This is a genomic window from Kitasatospora sp. NPDC036934, assembly GCF_055608425.1.
In genome coordinates this window covers 353,843-369,911 of the sequence record NZ_JBVJQR010000001.1, presented here as the reverse complement: position 1 = coordinate 369,911, position 16,069 = coordinate 353,843, and the positions used below count along the sequence as shown (strand labels likewise).

16 protein-coding genes are annotated in these 16,069 nt (G+C 74.1%); 12 read left to right on the top strand and 4 right to left on the bottom strand.

The window, feature by feature from the left end:
- The first annotated feature begins 56 nt into the window (after nucleotides 1-56).
- From gcvPA to ACZ7BZ_RS01650, 8 genes are all read left to right on the top strand, one after another.
- Nucleotides 57-1,415: an aminomethyl-transferring glycine dehydrogenase subunit GcvPA gene (gene gcvPA, locus ACZ7BZ_RS01685; protein WP_470356604.1), complete on the top strand. Its 1,359-nt coding sequence runs from the start codon at nucleotides 57-59 to the stop codon at nucleotides 1,413-1,415.
- Entirely contained in the window at nucleotides 1,412-3,004 is a 1,593-nt protein-coding gene (gcvPB, locus tag ACZ7BZ_RS01680) for an aminomethyl-transferring glycine dehydrogenase subunit GcvPB (protein WP_470356603.1), read from the top strand. The genes gcvPA and gcvPB overlap by 4 nt, the downstream gene beginning before the upstream one ends.
- Nucleotides 3,001-4,125 (top strand): ATP-NAD kinase family protein, encoded by a 1,125-nt coding sequence (locus ACZ7BZ_RS01675; protein ID WP_470356602.1) that lies wholly within the window; start codon nucleotides 3,001-3,003, stop codon nucleotides 4,123-4,125. Before gcvPB ends, ACZ7BZ_RS01675 begins: the two co-directional genes overlap by 4 nt.
- A gap of 114 nt (nucleotides 4,126-4,239) precedes the next feature.
- Complete coding sequence (locus tag ACZ7BZ_RS01670; protein WP_470356601.1) at nucleotides 4,240-4,986, top strand: SDR family NAD(P)-dependent oxidoreductase; 747 nt, start codon at nucleotides 4,240-4,242, stop codon at nucleotides 4,984-4,986.
- 94 nt (nucleotides 4,987-5,080) lie between these two features.
- Nucleotides 5,081-5,734 carry a GntR family transcriptional regulator gene (locus tag ACZ7BZ_RS01665; protein WP_470356600.1) on the top strand — a complete coding sequence of 218 codons (654 nt, stop codon included), beginning with the start codon at nucleotides 5,081-5,083 and terminating at the stop codon, nucleotides 5,732-5,734.
- 106 nt (nucleotides 5,735-5,840) lie between these two features.
- Nucleotides 5,841-6,134, top strand: a complete 294-nt coding sequence (locus ACZ7BZ_RS01660) for a DUF4937 domain-containing protein (RefSeq protein WP_470356599.1) — start codon at nucleotides 5,841-5,843, stop codon at nucleotides 6,132-6,134.
- 42 nt (nucleotides 6,135-6,176) lie between these two features.
- Nucleotides 6,177-6,740 carry a class I SAM-dependent methyltransferase gene (locus ACZ7BZ_RS01655; protein ID WP_470356598.1) on the top strand — a complete coding sequence of 188 codons (564 nt, stop codon included), beginning with the start codon at nucleotides 6,177-6,179 and terminating at the stop codon, nucleotides 6,738-6,740.
- Entirely contained in the window at nucleotides 6,737-7,909 is a 1,173-nt protein-coding gene (locus ACZ7BZ_RS01650) for a macrolide family glycosyltransferase (protein WP_470356597.1), read from the top strand. The genes ACZ7BZ_RS01655 and ACZ7BZ_RS01650 overlap by 4 nt, the downstream gene beginning before the upstream one ends.
- A gap of 184 nt (nucleotides 7,910-8,093) precedes the next feature.
- Here the strand turns inward: ACZ7BZ_RS01650 and ACZ7BZ_RS01645 are convergent, their stop codons facing one another.
- Nucleotides 8,094-8,813 carry a dienelactone hydrolase family protein gene (locus tag ACZ7BZ_RS01645; RefSeq protein ID WP_470356596.1) on the bottom strand — a complete coding sequence of 240 codons (720 nt, stop codon included), beginning with the start codon at nucleotides 8,811-8,813 and terminating at the stop codon, nucleotides 8,094-8,096.
- 304 nt (nucleotides 8,814-9,117) lie between these two features.
- Here ACZ7BZ_RS01645 and ACZ7BZ_RS01640 point away from each other — a divergent pair, with 304 nt between their 5' ends.
- A complete protein-coding gene (locus ACZ7BZ_RS01640) occupies nucleotides 9,118-9,390 on the top strand; it encodes a hypothetical protein (protein WP_470356595.1) in 273 nt (90 codons plus the stop codon).
- Between the two features lie 33 nt (nucleotides 9,391-9,423).
- Here ACZ7BZ_RS01640 and ACZ7BZ_RS01635 read toward each other — a convergent pair whose 3' ends face one another.
- Nucleotides 9,424-10,068 (bottom strand): TetR-like C-terminal domain-containing protein, encoded by a 645-nt coding sequence (locus ACZ7BZ_RS01635; RefSeq protein ID WP_470356594.1) that lies wholly within the window; start codon nucleotides 10,066-10,068, stop codon nucleotides 9,424-9,426.
- A 127-nt stretch (nucleotides 10,069-10,195) separates the two neighbouring features.
- On the opposite strand from ACZ7BZ_RS01635, the gene ACZ7BZ_RS01630 reads away from it, so the two are divergent.
- A complete protein-coding gene (locus ACZ7BZ_RS01630; RefSeq protein WP_470356593.1) occupies nucleotides 10,196-11,413 on the top strand; it encodes an alpha/beta hydrolase in 1,218 nt (405 codons plus the stop codon).
- Nucleotides 11,414-11,530: 117 nt separating this feature from the next.
- On the opposite strand, the gene ACZ7BZ_RS01625 is transcribed toward ACZ7BZ_RS01630, so the two are convergent.
- Together ACZ7BZ_RS01625 and ACZ7BZ_RS01620 are read right to left on the bottom strand one after the other, a co-directional pair.
- A complete protein-coding gene (locus tag ACZ7BZ_RS01625; RefSeq protein ID WP_470356592.1) occupies nucleotides 11,531-12,136 on the bottom strand; it encodes a helix-turn-helix transcriptional regulator in 606 nt (201 codons plus the stop codon).
- Nucleotides 12,137-12,518: 382 nt separating this feature from the next.
- Complete coding sequence (locus ACZ7BZ_RS01620; RefSeq protein ID WP_470356591.1) at nucleotides 12,519-14,093, bottom strand: AAA family ATPase; 1,575 nt, start codon at nucleotides 14,091-14,093, stop codon at nucleotides 12,519-12,521.
- Between the two features lie 494 nt (nucleotides 14,094-14,587).
- Here ACZ7BZ_RS01620 and ACZ7BZ_RS01615 point away from each other — a divergent pair, with 494 nt between their 5' ends.
- The gene (locus ACZ7BZ_RS01615; RefSeq protein WP_470356590.1) at nucleotides 14,588-15,346 is read left to right on the top strand and encodes a hypothetical protein; all 759 of its coding nucleotides are present in this window, start codon (nucleotides 14,588-14,590) and stop codon (nucleotides 15,344-15,346) included.
- Nucleotides 15,333-15,875, top strand: coding sequence for a GNAT family N-acetyltransferase (locus ACZ7BZ_RS01610; RefSeq protein ID WP_470356589.1), 543 nt, complete (start codon nucleotides 15,333-15,335; stop codon nucleotides 15,873-15,875). Before ACZ7BZ_RS01615 ends, ACZ7BZ_RS01610 begins: the two co-directional genes overlap by 14 nt.
- Nucleotides 15,876-16,069: the final 194 nt, after the last annotated feature.

Below are 16,069 nucleotides of genomic sequence, written 5' to 3'. Positions count from 1 at the left end.
ACTCAGCATGCACAGTGCCGTCAAGGCTTCCGACCGAAATCGCGGAAGGTGACAGGATGCCCGCACGCGTTCCCCGGACCCACCCGTACATCCCCAACTCGGCCCCGGACGTACGAGATTCGATGCTGGCGGCGATCGGCGCCAAGGACGTCGAGGAGTTCTACGCCGACATCCCCGCCGCGCTCCGGCTCGACCGCCCGCTGCGGCTGCCCGCCCCCTTCGAGTCCGAGGCCCGGCTGGTGGCCCACCTGGAGGAACTGCTCTCCCGCAACTCCGCCGTACCGCCCGGCCTTTCTTTCCTCGGCGCGGGCTGCTACCGGCACCACGTGCCCGCCGTGGTCGACGAGATCGTCAACCGCAGCGAGTTCCTCACCGCCTACGCCGGGGAGCCGTACGAGGACCACGGACGCTTCCAGGCACTGTGGGAGTACCAGTCGCTGATGGCCGAACTGCTGGCCGTCGACGTCGTCAACGTGCCGACCTACGACGGCTTCCAGGCCGCCGCCACCGCACTGCGGATGGCCGGCCGGGCCACCGGGCGACGCCGGCTGCTGCTGGTCGGCGAGATCGACCCGGACCGGGTGTCCCGGATCCACGACTACGTCCGGGGCGCGCACCCGGTGCAGCCCGTCCCCGCCCGGCCGGAGGCCGTCCGGACCGCACTCGCCGACGGCGACGTGGCCGCCGTCTACGCCCAACTGACCGACTTCAACGGCCGGATCGACCCCGAGCTGCCGGAGTACGTCGAACTCGCCCACGCGGCAGGCGCATTGGCCGTGGTCCACGCCAACCCGATCAGCCTCGGCGTGCTCACCCCGCCCGCCCAGCACGGCGCCGACCTCACCTGCGGCGACCTCCAGCCGCTCGGCATCCACCCGAGCTACGGCGGCGGCAACGCGGGCTTCATCGGCTCGGCGGACGACCCGCGCCTGGTCGCCGAGTACCCGAGCCGACTGTTCGGCCTCACCCCGACCGAGGTGCCCGGCGAGTACGGCTTCGGCGACGTCGCGTACGAGCGCACCTCCTTCGCGCTGCGCGAGGAGGGCAAGGAGTGGGTCGGCACCGCCGCCGCCCTGCACGGCATCGCCGCCGGGGCCTACCTCGCCCTGATGGGCCCGCACGGCATGCGCGAGGTCGGCGAGACCGTCCTCGCCAACACCGCCTACGCCCGGCAGCGACTCGCCCGGGTGCCCGGGGTGGACCTCGCCGACCCGCAGGCTGTGCACTTCGCCGACTTCACCGTGCGCTACCCCGGCGGCCCCGGCGCCACCGAGGTCGCCGCCGCCCTGCTCGCCCGCGGCCTGCACGGCGGCACCCCGGCCGGACCGCACGAGGGCCGCTACTGCGTCACCGAGCTGCATACCCAGGCCGACATCGACCAGCTCGCCGACGCGCTTGAGGAGATCATGAAGTGACGGAGCGTCAGAACACCACCAGCGCGCGGATCTCCCCCAAGCCCGCCCTGCGCCGCTTCCACCAAGCCCGCTGGGACGAGAAGCTGGTCTTCGAACTCGGCGCCCCCGGCGAGCGCGGCGTGCTGCCGCCGCTGCCCGAGCCGGGTGTCACCGCCGCTGTCGGCGACCCGGCCGAGCGGCTGCCCGCCGCGCTGCGCCGCACCACCCCGGCCGCACTGCCCGAACTCGGCCAGCAGCAGGTGCTCCGGCACTACCTGCGGCTTTCCCAGGAGAACCTTGGCGCCGACCTCAACGTGGACGTCGGCCAGGGCACCTGCACCATGAAGTACAGCCCCAAGGTCAACGACACCTTCGCCCGGGACCACCGGATCGCCGCCCTGCACCCCGCCCAAGACCCCTCCACCGTCCAGGGGGTGCTCGAACTCGCCCACCGCCTGGAGCAGTTGCTCAAGGAGATCTCCGGCATGGACCGGGTCAGCCTGCAGCCCGGGGCCGGCAGCGCCGCGATCTGGACCAACGTCTCGGTGATCCGCGCGCACCACGCCGCCCGCGGCGAGGCCGCCCAGCGCGACGAGGTCATCACCACCGCCTTCTCCCACCCCTCCAACGCCGCCTGCGCCAAGACCGCCGGGTTCAAGGTGATCACGCTCCATCCGGACGCCGACGGCTATCCCGACATCGAGGCGCTGCGCGCCGCCGTCGGCCCCCGCACGGCCGCCCTGCTGATCACCAACCCCGAGGACACCGGCATCTACAACCCGCGGATCGCCGAGTTCGTCCGGATCGTGCACGAGGCCGGCGGCCTGTGCGCCTACGACCAGGCCAACGCCAACGGCATCCTGGGCATCACCCGGGCCCGCGAGGCGGGCTTCGACCTGTGCCACTTCAACCTGCACAAGACCTTCTCCACCCCGCACGCCTGCGGCGGCCCGGCGGCCGGCGCCTGCGGGGTCACCGCCGAGCTGGCCGGCCACCTCCCGGGCCCCACCGTCGAGTTCGACGGCGAGCGGTACCGGCTGGACGACGACCGGCCGGAGTCGATCGGCAAGATCCGCCCCTACCTCGGCGTCGTCCCCAACCTGGTGCGCGCCTACGCCTGGATCATGTCGCTCGGCGCCGAGGGCCTGCGCACCGCCGCCGAGACCGCCGTGCTCAACAACAACTACCTGATGCACCGGGTGAAGCAGATACGCGGCGTCAGCGTCCCGTACGCCGAGGGGCGGCCGCGGGTCGAGCAGGTCCGCTACAGCTGGCAGCGGCTCAACCAGGACACCGGCGTGCACAGCGAGGAACTCGGCTACCGCGCCGCCGACTTCGGCACCCACTACTGGACCAGCCACCACCCGTACCTCGTCCCCGAGCCGATGACCCTGGAGCCCACCGAGTCCTACTCCCGCGCCGACCTGGACGAGTACGCGGCGATCCTCGCCGAGGTCGCCCGCGAGGCCTACGAGGAGCCGGAGACCGTCCGCACCGCACCGCACCGCTCCACCGTGCACCGGATCCGGCACGAGCCGCTGGACGACCCGGAGGTCTGGGCCGTCAGCTGGCGCGCCTACCGCCGCAAGGTCCTCGGCGAGCAGCCGTGACCGCACCACTGGTCGGGCTGGTGGTCAACCCGGTCGCCGGACTCGGCGGCCGGGTCGGCCTCAAGGGCAGCGACGGCGCCGACGTCCAGCGGCGGGCGCTCGCCCTCGGGGCCCGCCCCGAAGCCCTGCACCGGGCAGAGTTGACGCTCCATCAGCTCCAGGGTGTCGAACTGCTCACCGTGGCGGGCTCGATGGGCGCGGCGGCGGCCGCCGCGGCCGGCCGTACCGCGCGGGTGGTGCACCGACCGTCCGGTACGTCCACCACCGCCGCCGACACCCGGGCCGCGGTGCGCGCCCTGGTCGCGGCCGGCGCCGGACTGTTGCTGTTCTGCGGCGGCGACGGCACCGCCCGGGACGTCCTGGACGCCCTCGGCCCTGACCCCCGGGTGCCCGTGCTCGGCATCCCGGCCGGGGTCAAGATGCACTCCGGCGTCTTCGCCGTCCACCCCCGCGCCGCCGCCGAGGTGGCGACCGCCTGGGCGCGCGGCGCCGCCCGGCTGGAAGCCGCCGAGGTGGTGGACCGGGACGAGGCGGCGCTGCGGGCGGGCCGGATCCACACCCGGCTGTACGGCCGGCTGACCGTCCCGGTCCTGCCCGCCCGCGTCCAGCAGCGCAAGACCGGCAGCGGCGGCCCCGACCCGTCCACGATCGGCGGGATCGCCGCCGAGGTCGCCGACCGGGTCGGGCCCGACGGGCTGCTGCTGCTCGGTCCCGGCAGCACCACCCACGCCGTCGCCACCGCGCTCGGCGCCCCCGGCGTCAGCCTCACCGGCGTCGACCTGCTCCGACTGCGGCCCGACCGGCCACCCCTGGTCCTGCTCCGGGACGCCCGCGCCGACCAGCTGCGCGAACTGCCCGCCACCCCCTGGACGGCCCTCTCCCCCATCGGCGGCCAGGGCTTCCTGCTGGGCCGCGGCAATCAGCAGCTCACCCCCGAACTGCTGCGCGCCACCGGCCGGGAACGCCTGCTGGTCCTCGCCACCGAGGCCAAGCTCGCCGCCCTCGCGGGGCACCCGCTGCTGCTGGACACCGGCGACCCCCGACTGGACGATGCCCTCTCCGGGCACGTCCGGGTGATCACCGGCCGGCACTCCAGCGCCGTCTACCGCCTCACTCCCTGACCGCCTGGCCTCCGCACTCCCTGACCGCCTCACTCCTGACCTTCCGAATCGCCGACCGGCCGCCCTCCGACCGTCCGAACCGCTGACCGCCCGACCCCCTGCAGAGGAGCTCCCATGATCGACCTCCACGGCAAGCGCGCCCTCGTCACCGGCGCCGCCTCCGGCATCGGCCGGGCCACCGCCGCCCTGCTCGCCGAACTCGGCGCCACCGTCGTCCTCGTCGACCGGGACGCCGACCGCGGCGAGCAGGCCGCCAAGGAGACCGGCGGCACCTTCGTCCACTGCGACGTCTCCCGGCGCGCCGACTGCGAGCAGGCCGTGCGCACCGCCGTCGCCCGGTACGGCGGCGTGGACGTTCTGTTCAACAACGCGGGCATCATCCGCCGCTCCACCGTCACCGAGATCACCGACGAGGACTGGGACTTGGTGATGGCCGTCAACGTCCGCTCGATCATGCTGCTCAGCGGCCTGGTCGTCCCTCTGATGGCCGCCAACGGTGGCGGCAGCATCATCAACACCGGCTCCGGCTGGGGCATCAAGGGCGGCGGCCGGGCCATCTCCTACTGCGCCTCCAAGGGCGCCGTGGTCAACATGACCCGGGCGATGGCCATCGACCACGGCCCGGACAACATCCGGGTCAACTGCGTCTGCCCCGGCGACACCGACACCGGCATGCTCGCCGAGGAGGCTCGCCAACTCGGCGAGAGCGCCGAGGCGTTCTACGCGGAAGCCGCCGACCGCCCGCTCGGCCGGATCGGCCGGCCCGGGGACATCGCCCGCACCGTCGCCTTCCTGGCCAGCGACGCCGCCGCCTTCATCAGCGGCGCCGTCATCCCCGTCGACGGAGCCGGAACCGCCTGACCGGCCGCGCCGTCCGGCCTGACGAGGCGTCCGGCCTGACGAGGGGTCGGACGGCGGCCGGTACTCTACGGGACGAACGAGGAAGGGAAGCCCGATGGCGATCGAGCGGCGCCCGCTGCGCGAGCAGGTGAAGGACGAACTGCTGGAGCAGCTCGGCCGCGGCCGGTTCACCCCCGGCGAGTCGATCAACGAGGTCCAGCTCGCCGACGAACTGGGCGTCAGCCGGACCCCCCTGCGCGAGGCGCTGATCAGCCTGGAACGCGAGGGCATCATCACCAGCGAGCGCGGCAAGGGCTTCCGCTTCGCCCCCACCGGCAGACAGGAGTTCCTCGACCTCACGGCCATCGTGATCGCCCTGGAGTCGCTCGCCCTGCGCACCTCCGACCCCGCCCACCTGTCCGCGATCGCCCCCCGGCTGCTCGCCGAGGCCCACGCCTTCTCCGCGCCCCAGGCCCCGCACGGCACCATCGAGCGCTACGACGACGCCTGGCACGCCCTGCTGCTCTCCGGCTGCGCCAACACCCGGCTGCGCGAGATGATCGACTCGCTGAAGCTCACCCTGCACCGCTACGAGCGGGTGGTGGTCGGCGACCACGAGATCCTGGAGCGCGCCGCCGAGGAGCACGAACGGATCGCCCAGTGCCTCCTGGACGGCGACATCGAGCAGGCGGTCGTCGCGCTGGAGGCCAACTGGACCAGCGGGATGGAGCGCATCCTGGAACGCCTGGTGGGCACGCGTTACGCGTGAGGCGCACGGCGTTCGGCGTCAGGCGGCCCTGGGTCCGAGGTGCGAGCGCGCCCGAGACCCACGGCCGATTGCTCCTCGGCCCGCCCGGCGCAGCATGACGGCCCGTATGTGGGCGAAGTGGATCGACTGCCGGGTTCGGCCCGGCGCACGGGCGGCGTTCGACGCCGGGCAGCGCCGCTGGTCGGCGATCGCGGACCAGCCGGGGCTGGTCGGGCAGGCGGGCGGCTGGTCGCGGACGGGCGGGCGGGCGCTGCTGCTCGGCCTGTGGGCGGATCAGGAGGGATACACCCGCTTCATGCGCGAGCGCCATGACGGCATCGCCACCGAGGCTGCCCAGCAAGGAAGTTGGGAGTCGACCCAAGTCGCCTCCGGCCCCGACCGTCAATGGCCCGGCGCCTGATCGAGCACGTCAGGGCGGCCGGCGCCTCCGGGCCCGGCACAAGTGGCCTGCGCCGTCGACGACGGCTGCGTGCTCGGCGCCGTCGCCGTCCACTCGGTCGGCCGGGTGACCGCCGGGCTCTCCCTGAACCACGTGCCCGATCTCGACGCCGCGCTCCGGGCCGTACGGCGGGTCCTGCGACCCGGAGGCGTACACCGGCGTTCAGCCTCACCCACCCCTGCTTCGAGGCGCCCCACGCCTCCTGGACCCACCTCGCCGACGGCGCCCCCGCCGGGTGGTCGGCGACTACCTCGCCGAGGGTGCCTGGCGCTCCACCGACCCGCAGGCCGTCCGCCGAGCGGGCAACCGGCACCGGACGCTCTCCGGCTACCTCACCGCACTGCTCGGCGCCGGCTTCGCCCTGGAGGCCGTCGCCGAGCCCGCGCCGACCGCGGAGATGACGGTCCGCCAGCCCTTAACGTGCCGGGCTGCCACCGTTCCTGGTGGTCAGCGCCCGCGCGCTCGCCTTCCCGCCACCCCGCCTGCGGACCCGGTTGTCAAGTTGACGTAACGTCAGACCCTGATGGCAGCACGCGTGACGACGTACGAGGAGAGGTACCGACATGACCAACCCAGCACACATCGCCATGGTGAACATCCCGGCCCACGGCCACGTCAACCCCAGCCTGGACGTGATCCGCGAGCTGGTCGCCCGCGGCCACCGGGTCAGTTACGTGAACGACCCGTCGTTCGCCGAGCAGATCGAGGCCACCGGCGCCCGGTTCGTGCCGCATGAAACGGGTCTGACGGTCCTCCAGGGGGCGGCGGTCGCGCCCGGGACCAATGTGCACGGCATGATCTTCGACGAGGCGCAGGCGATGCTGCCGCGACTGCGGGAGGTGTTCGAGGACGACCGGCCCGACCTCGTGCTGTACGACTTCATGGCGTACGCGGGGCGGGTGCTGGCCGACGACTGGGGCGTGCCGTCCCTGCTGGTCTCGCCGTCCAGGGTCGCCCGGGGGGACTTCGACGCGGAGCCGTTCCGGACGATCATGAAGGCCCTGGAGGCGGACGGTGTCACGGAGCGCTTCACGCGGTGGCTGGCCGACAACGGGGTGGCGCCCCGCGACATCTTCACCTACATGATGCGGCCGGACCGCGGGATCTCGCTGATCCCGCGGGCGCTCCAGTCCGGGATCGAGGAGGTCGACCCCGAGGTCTTCTCCTTCGCCGGGCCCTGCCTGGACAACCGGGAGCACCAGGGGAGTTGGACCCGGCCGCAGGGCGCGGAGAAGGTGCTGCTGGTCTCGCTCGGCTCCGCGTTCACCCACCAGCCCGCCTTCTACCGCGCCTGCCTGGAGGCCTTCGGCGACCTGCCCGGCTGGCACGTCGTGCTCCAGGTCGGCAAGGCGACCGACCAGGCCGAGCTGGGCCCGATCCCGGCCAACGTCGAAGTGCACCCGTGGGTGCCGCAGCTCGCGGTGCTGCAGCAGGCCGACGCGTTCATCACCCACGCCGGGATGGGCGGGTGCAGCGAGGGCCTGTACTGCGGGCTGCCGATGGTCGCGGTGCCGCAGGCCGCCGACCAGTTCGAGAACGCGGACCGGCTGGTCGAACTCGGCGTCGCCCGCCGCTTGGACACCGACCAGGCCAGCGCCACCGCGTTGCGCTCCGCCGTACTGGAGCTGACCTCCGACCCGGCGGTGGCGGCCCGGCTGGCCGAGCTCCGCACGAAGGTCCGGGCGGACGCCGGTGCGTCCAGGGCCGCTGACCTGGTCGAGGCCGCGCTGGTCTGACCGGGCTGACGGCCCGGCCCGGCTGACGGCCAAACCCGGCTGAGGGCCAAACCCGGCTGAGGGCCCGACCGCGTCCACGGCTTGACCGGGCCGACGGCCTGATCACACGTCCGCCACCGCCCGCCGTGCCGGGCGGTGGCGGACGTCACCGGTTACCGTCGGCCGCCGGTGCGGCGGCCCGGCGTCACTTCAGGTGCCGGTCGTAGAACCGGCCGCTGTCCTCCAGCTCGAACCACGGGGTGCCGACGTGCCCGCCCAGGTTGGCGTGCATCGTCTTCTCCTTGCTGCCGAAGGCGTCGAAGAGGTCCAGGGCCCGCTGCCGGGGGTTCCCCTCGTCGTCCCACTGGAGCAGGAACAGCAGCGGGATGGTGACCTGCCGCGCCTCCTCGCGCTGGGCGCGGGGCACGTATCCCCCGGCGAAGAGGCCGGCGGCCGCGATGCGCGGATCGGCTACCGCCAGCCGGATGCCGAGGGCGGTCCAGCCCGAGTAGCCGACCGGGCCGGCGAGTTCGGGCAGTTCGAGCAGGGCGTCCAGGGTGGTGCGCCATTCCGGGACGGCGCCTTCGACCAGTGGGGCGACGAGGGATTCGAAGATCTCGTCGACCGGTTCGCCGGCCTGCATCGCCTTGCGGAGGTCGGCGCGGGCCTGGTCGGCCGCGGCGGAACGGGGCCGGTCGCCGCACCCGGCGGCATCGATGGTGGCCACGGCGTAGCCCTGCGCGGCGATGTGCCGGGCCCGGGCGACCAGCCGTGGCTCGCGCCGGGGCAGGCCGTTGTTGTGGGCCATGAGGATCAGCGGGGCGGGTGCGGATCCGGTCGTCCACAGGGTGCCGGGGGTCTCGCCGAGGGTGAATTCGCGTTCGAGGACGCCGTCGTCATGGCGCTGCTCGGAAGTGAACTGCATGGTCGTGCCTTTCGGGAGTGCACTGGAACGGCGCTCCCGGACGACCTACCGCCCGACCGTGACCCCGGAGGGGAGCACCCATGTCGTTACTGCGTTCACGGGTACCACCTCCTTGTTCTCTCGCACGGCCTCCGGAAAGGTAGCACCAGTCGTCCGGGGCCGCCAAAGGGTTTTCCGCGTGGCCGACCGGGGCACGCTCGCCTCGACCTCCACCTGACGACAGCCAGGTAAGGCTTACCTTGCTTTCCGCTCACGGCCACCCCTAGGGTGAGATTCCTCAGACAACCTGCCGTTCGCCCCGCAGGTGACGCTCGCCCAGGACTACCTGCCCGGCCGGCCCGGCACCGCCAGCGGACTGACCCTCGGACTCGCCATGTCCGTCGGCGACCTCGCCGCGCCCGCGCTCGGCGGACTGGCCGACGCCCACGGCCTGCGGACCGTCCTCGTCCTGGCCCTCGGCGTCCTGGCGGTCGCCCTCGCCTGCGCGCCGCGCCTGCGCGACCGGGTGCTGCCGCCGCCGGTCCCGGAGCAGCTGCCCGAGCCGGTGACCGGGGCTGCGGCGGCCGGCGGGCGTTAGGGCCGGCCCGGCGGATCGAGCCCGCCGCGCGCGTCAGGCCCGGAAGGCGGCGAGCAACTTGTCGGTGAGGCGGTCCAGGTAGTCGGGGGCGGTCGGGGTGTGGACGACCGCGAGACGCCAGTAGAGCGGGCCGGCGAGCAGGTCGAGGGCGAGCTCGCGGTCGACGTCGGCAGGGAGTTCGCCGCGGCCGACCGCCCGCTCCAGGAGTTCGGTGGCCTTGCCTCGGCGGGTGTCGCGGACGGCGGCGAACAGCGCCTCGGCCAGTTCGGGCGTGCGCCCGCCTTCGGCGATCAGGTCGGGGATGATCCGGGCGGGCAGCGGCTGGGTCAGCGCACCGGCGACGTCGGCGAGGAAGGCCAGGACGTCACCGCGCAGGGTTCCGGTGTCGGTGGTACCGGAGGCGTCGACGGCGACGGCGGAGACCAGGTCGACGGTCATCTCCAGCTTGGACGCCCAGCGGCGGTAGATGGCGGCCTTGCCCGCGCCGGCCCGTTTGGCGACCGCCTCCAGGGACAGCCGGGCGTAGCCGACCGCCGCGAGTTCCTCGAAGAAGGCGGCGGCGATCGCCTCGGTGACCGAGTCCTGGAGGACCGGCCCGCCGGGCAGCCTGCGGGCGGCAGACCGGCCGGGCGCGGAGGCGGGGGTCGGCGGCTGGGGCGCTGCGGAAGAGCTGGGCATGCCGCCGAACCTACACGAGGCGGAACGGTTGCGTCTCGACTGGACGGGGTCTATCGTCGATCCCGAAGACGAGACGGACCCGTTCCGTCTCGACTAATGGTTCCGTCTCAACCACCCGGGGTGCACCATGCGATTCCTGTACGAGGACGAGTCCTTCTCCTTCGAGGCGCTGCGCGCGGTCGGCTTCGCCAACGACGGCGGCGCCGACCTGGGCGAGGTCCTGACCACCCTCCGCAAGGTCGGCGAGGGCGACGAGGAGGCCTGGCTGCGCGAATGGAAGGACACCGCGCAGCGCGTCCACACCGTCGGTACCAGCGCCCTCGCCGCCGGCCACCGGGTCAGCGCCCGCGAGGCCCTGCTGCGCGCCTCGAACTACTACCGCACCGCCGAGTTCTACCGCCGCGACGACCCCGCCCACGACCCCGAGGTCAAGACCCTCTCCGCGCTCTCCCGCGAGACCTTCGCGACCGCCGCGGGGCTCCTGGACACCCCGGTCGAGGCCGTCCGCATCCCCTACCAGGACACCACCCTGCCCGGGTACCTCTTCCTCGTCGACGACTCCGGCCTACCCCGCCCGACCGTCGTCTTCACCAGCGGCTTCGACTCCACCCTGGAAGAGGCCTACTTCGTCATCGGCGCGGCCGCGCTGCGCCGCGGCTACAACGTGCTGGCGTACGACGGACCCGGCCAGGGCTCCGTCCTGCGCGAACAGGGGCTGGTCTTCCGCCCGGACTGGGAGGCCGTGGTCACCCCGGTGGTCGACTACGCGCTCACCCGCCCCGAGATCGCCCCCGACCGGATCGCGCTGTTCGGCTACAGCCTCGGCGGCTACCTCGCCGCCCACGCCGCCGCCCACGAACACCGGCTGGCCGCCCTGGTCCTGGACGACGGCCTCTACGACTACCACGAGGCCCACGCCCGGCTGATGCCGCCGTTCCTGAGCGAGTGGGTCGAGACCGGGCGCGACGACCTGGCCGAGCCCGTCCTGGCCCTGCTCATGCAGGCCGGCACCAAGCTCCGCTGGGCCCTGCGCAACGGCGTGTGGACCTTCGGCGCCGACTCCGTCGCGGACTACCTCCGCAAGACCGCCGACTACACCCTCGACGGCGTCGCCCAGCTCATCGACTGCCCCACCCTCGTCCTGGACGCCGAGGACGACCAGTTCTTCCGCGGCCAGCCCCAGAGCGTCGCCGCCGCGCTGACCTGCCCCCACACCCTGGTCACCCTCCCCGAGGCCGAGGGCGCGGGCGAGCACTGCCACATGGGCGCCATGGCACGGTTCCAGCAGGTCACCTTCGACTGGCTCGACACCACCCTCGCCCCGGCCGCCGGGCCCTCGGCCTGATCCGGCGGGGCCGGGCTCCGGTCATCCCCGCCCCCGGTCGAGGGCGACCGGCCGACGGCGACCGGCGGCCCTCGATCAGCGGCCCTCGATCAGCCGCCCTCGATCAGCCGCCCTCGATCAGCCGCCCTCGGCCAACGCGCCGAGGGCGGCGCCGAGTTCGGTGCGGCGGGTGATCCCCAGCGCCGCGTAGGCCTGGTACAAGTGCGCGCCGACGGTCCGGTGCGAGATGAACAGGCGCTCGGCGATCTGCTTGTTGGTGAGACCGGAGGCGGCGAGCCGGGCGATCTCCAACTTCTGCGCGCTCAGGCCGTGCTGACCCGACCGGTCGGGTTCGGCCACGGCGAAGCCGGCCGCCCGCAGTTCCGTCTTCGCGCGGTCTGCCCAGGGGCGGGCGCCCAGTTCCTCGAAGGTCGCCAGCGCGGCGCGCAGCCGCGTCCTGGACTCGGTCGTCGCGCGGGCCCGGCGCAGCCGTTCGCCGTGGGCGAGCTGCACCCGGGCGTGGTCGAAGCGCCAGCGCTCGCCGCCGGGGGTCTCCAGGGCCAGGGCGAAGAGGCGCAGCGCCTCCTCGTCGTCCTCGGCGCACAATGCGGCCGAGGCCTCCACCAGCATGGCGTGCCGGGAGGAGACGGCGGCGATGCCGGTCTCCCGCATAGCGCGGACGTGCGCGGCGGCCTCCTGCCGCCGGTCGCTGCGCACGCCGGCCTCCACCAGGTGCGCGGCCACCCAGAGCGCGTGCGGGACGTGCGAGCGGAGAGTCCCGGCCGGGCTGACCGCCTCGGCGTGCTGGTAGGCGAGCGCGAAGTCCGCGCTGCCCAGGGCCGCGACGGCCGCGGCGTGGTGCGCGTAGTGCCCGGCGCAGGGCGCACCGTGGCGGTCGGCCCAGCCGATGACCGCACCGGCCGTCGCGAGGCTCTCGTCGGTGTGGCCCCGGGCGCCCAGGACGATGGCCTCGATGTACCGGAAGTACCAGGCGAAGGCGCTGTACCCGTGGTCCTCGCAGGTCCGCAGGCCCTCCCCGGCGAGGTCGAGCGCCTCGTCCCAGGCGCCGGTGAGGTAGTCGTCCAGGCAGAGCTGGATGACGGCGGAGATGTAGCGCTCCCGTCGGTCAGCGAGGCCGTGAGGGCGTCCAGTTGCCGGGGTGCGCGTCCGCGCCGGTGCGGGCGGGGTCGGAGAACGTCCGCCCCAGGACGGTGAGGATGGCCGGGGGCTCGGGGGTGAGGTGTTCCAGGGCCCGGTGGTAGGAGCGCCAGAGGTCCTCGTGGGCGCCGAAGAAGCAGATCACGGCGAGGACGTGCAGCGCGTCGACGAGCGCCTTGTCGTCGGCCCGGTACCGGTGGGTGTCGGCCGAGGTCTCGACGGCGGAGGTCAGCAGCCGGTGGGCGGCGACCACGTCGCCGTCGCCGTTGAGCAGCAGCAGGGCCGAGGCCGTGGCGGAGTGCAGGGAGTCCTCGCCGGCCGGGGCGGCCTGCCGGGCGTCGTCCAGCAGGCGGCGGGCGCTGCCGAGGGCTCCGGTGGACTCCGCCCCCAGGTAGTCGGCCTCCCCGAGGCGGCGGCCCCGGTCCGGGCCCTCCGGGGTGAGCTCGGCCGCGCGGACCAGGGTGCGCATCGCCCCGGCGGCGTCACCCCGGCGCAGGGCGAGGCCGGCGGCGTGCTCCAGCACCGCCGCGACCTCCTCGTCCGGTTCCAGGGCGGCCTCACCCAGGTGCCAGGCGTGGCGCTCGGGCCGGTCGGCCAGGGCGGCGGCCAGCGCCGCGTGGGCGGCCCGCCGTTCGTGGCTAGGGGCCCGCCCCACCACGGCGGAGCGGATGAGTGGGTGACGGAAGGCCAGCCTCTGCTCCCCCTCCTCGATCCGGACCAGGCGCTCGCGCTCCACCGGCGCGAGGTCGTCCAGGCCGGGGCCGCCCCCGGGGTGGCGGGCGGCGGGCAGGCCGGTGACCCGGGAGCCGAACAGCGCCTCCAGCCGGGTGCTCAGGGACGGCACCGCAGGAGACTCCGCGGTGCCGGACCGCAGGTGGGTGGGCAGTTCCAGGAGGGCCAGCGGGTTGCCGCCCGCCTCGGTCAGCAGCCGCTGGTGCGCGGCCCGGGAGAGCCCGGGGAACCGGCTCCGGAGCAGGCGGCCGGCCGACTCCTGGTCCAACGGGGGCAGGTCGTACGGCGGCAGAGTGCGGCCGTCGTCCGCCCCCGGCTCGCCGGGGCGCGCCGCCGCGACCAGGCTGATGCCCAGGCCGGGCACCCGCCGGGCGACCGAGCCGAGCACCGCGGCGCTAGCCCGGTCGACCCAGTGCAGGTCGTCGACGACGAACAGCAGCGGTCCGCCGTCGGCGATCGTCTGGAGCAGCCGCACCACGGCGTTGGCCACCAGCAGGTGTTCCGGCGCCGGCCCGGGCGCGAAGCCGAGCGCCACCCGCAGGGCGTCCCGCAACCCGTCGTCAAGCTGCTCCAGCGCGCCCAGGAACGGGAAGAAGGCCTGGTTGAGGCCCGAGTAGCCGCAGTGGGCCTCGAACTCCACGCCGGAGGCCCGGAGCACCCGGGCGCCGTCCGCGAGCGCGGTGGCCGCCAGCGCGTCCAGCACGGCGCTCTTGCCGACCCCGGCCTCCCCGGACAGCAGCAGCGCCCCGCCGCCCTCGCCCAGCCGCAGCCGATCGCCGAGCCGCCGCAGATCGTCGTCCCGTCCGACCAACGAGCCCCCGGGTCCCGGAACGCCTTTGTCCGCCACCGCCGTCTCCCCTCCCCGAGGACCGCTCACCCACCCACCCACACCCAGCAGCCGGACCCACCGAGGCCCCCCACACCGGCCTGAACGCCCTGGTCAGGCCCAGTATGACCGACCCGGACGGGCTCGCTGCGCACTGGACCGCACGGCGCCCGGGCCGCCATGCGACCGGACCGGGCAGGCCCTCGACCTGGCGTCCGACCGACTCTGGCAGCACAGCGGCTGGACCCACGAGTCCACCGACCTCGCCCTGCCCTACGGCCCCGCGTCGTCCCGCCCCAGACCGTCGGCCGGCTGCGGGCTCCGCTCGCCGGCTGCGGGCGCCACGTGCCGCTCCCGGTCCTCTCGGTGTGACGGGCTTCCACCGGTTCCACCGGTGACCTCCACAAGCCGCCCGCTCCGGCAAAGGAACGTCCCCCGGCTCCGGCCGTTCCCGGGTTGACCTGGCAGGATCTGCCGCCATGACGCACTACGGGACGCCCGGAACACCCGGGACGCCGGTTGCCGGGCAGTCGCACCGCCGGAACGGCCGGGCCGGTGCCCGGCCGGAGAAGCGGGGGAAGAACGACACGCCGTGGCCACGGCGGCCGTTGCTGACGGCGTTGTGGATCCCGGCGGCGGCCGTGCTGATGCCGTTGGGTGGGGCGCTGGGGGCGTTCGGGGCGTGGTTCTTCGTCCCGTCGCTGGCGTTGGTCTTCGCCGGGGGGATCGGCCTGATCTACGCCGTGTTGTGCCTCTGCCAGTCCACGGTGATGCGGTGTCTGGCGCTGGCGCTGCTGCTGGCGCCGCTGCTCGCGGTGCCGCTGATGAGCATGAACGCCGTCCAGTCCACCGTGCTGTCGATGCGCGGCACCACCCACCCGGGCACGGTCGCCGCCGTCCGGGTGAGCCACGGCAAGACCACCAGCTACTCGTGCGCCGTGCGCTACGACGGCGCCCCGGGGCGCACCGAGTCCGTCAAGTGCGGGTCGGGCGACACGGTGGGCGAGCGGGTCTCCGTCACCGAGGATCCGGGCGGCCTGGTGGAGCCGGAGTTCACCGACCTCGCGGAGAACCCGCGGTTCGACCTCGCCATGGTGGGCACCGCCGACGCCTCACTGGTGGTGATCGCCGGTGCCGCGTCCGGCGTCGGTGCCCTGCTGTACCTGCTGCGCCGGCACCGGAATTCCGTTGCTGGGGCACCGGGCCGGCGGACATCATCCCCGGATGGCACTGGCTGAGCAGGAAATCGTCCTGGGTGAGGTGACAATGCGCCGTTTTCGCGGCGAGGCGGACCTCCCCGAGTTCTTCCGGGTCATCGAGGAGTCGCTGGAGCACCTGCGGCCCTGGATGCCGTGGGTCGCCGAGCACAGTCTGGCGAAGACCACCGAGTTCCTGGCCGAGCGGTCGGCGCTGTGGGAGAGCGGCACGGACTTCACCTACGCGATCCTGCTGGACGGAGCGATCGTCGGCACCTGCGGACTGTTCCGGCGGGCGGACACCCCCGGGGACGGCCGGGAGATCGGCTACTGGCTGCATCCGGCCGCCACCGGCCGCGGCGTCGCCACCCGGACCGCCCGGGCGCTCACCGAGCAGGCCTTCCGGCTCCCCGGCGTGGCCTTCGTCGAGATCGTCCACGATCCGGCCAACCGGGCCAGCGGCGCCGTCCCGGCCCGGCTCGGCTTCACCCGGCACCTGCGCCGCCCGTCCGAGGCCGTCGCCCCGGCGGAGACCGGCGAGGAGCTGATCTGGCGGCTCCACCGCGCCTGACGAGCCCGAAGGGGGCCCGACGGTCCGCTTCCGTGGGGGTGGCGTGCGGACCGCCGGGCGGCGCCGGACGGACGGGACGATCCGGTCGGGCGCCGTGGGAACGAACGCGGCCGGAGACTCCCGTCCTCCGCGCGGAGCGCCCCATCTCGAACCCCGCGTGCCGGCCGCACACCCTCTGCCGCGGCCTTGCGCGT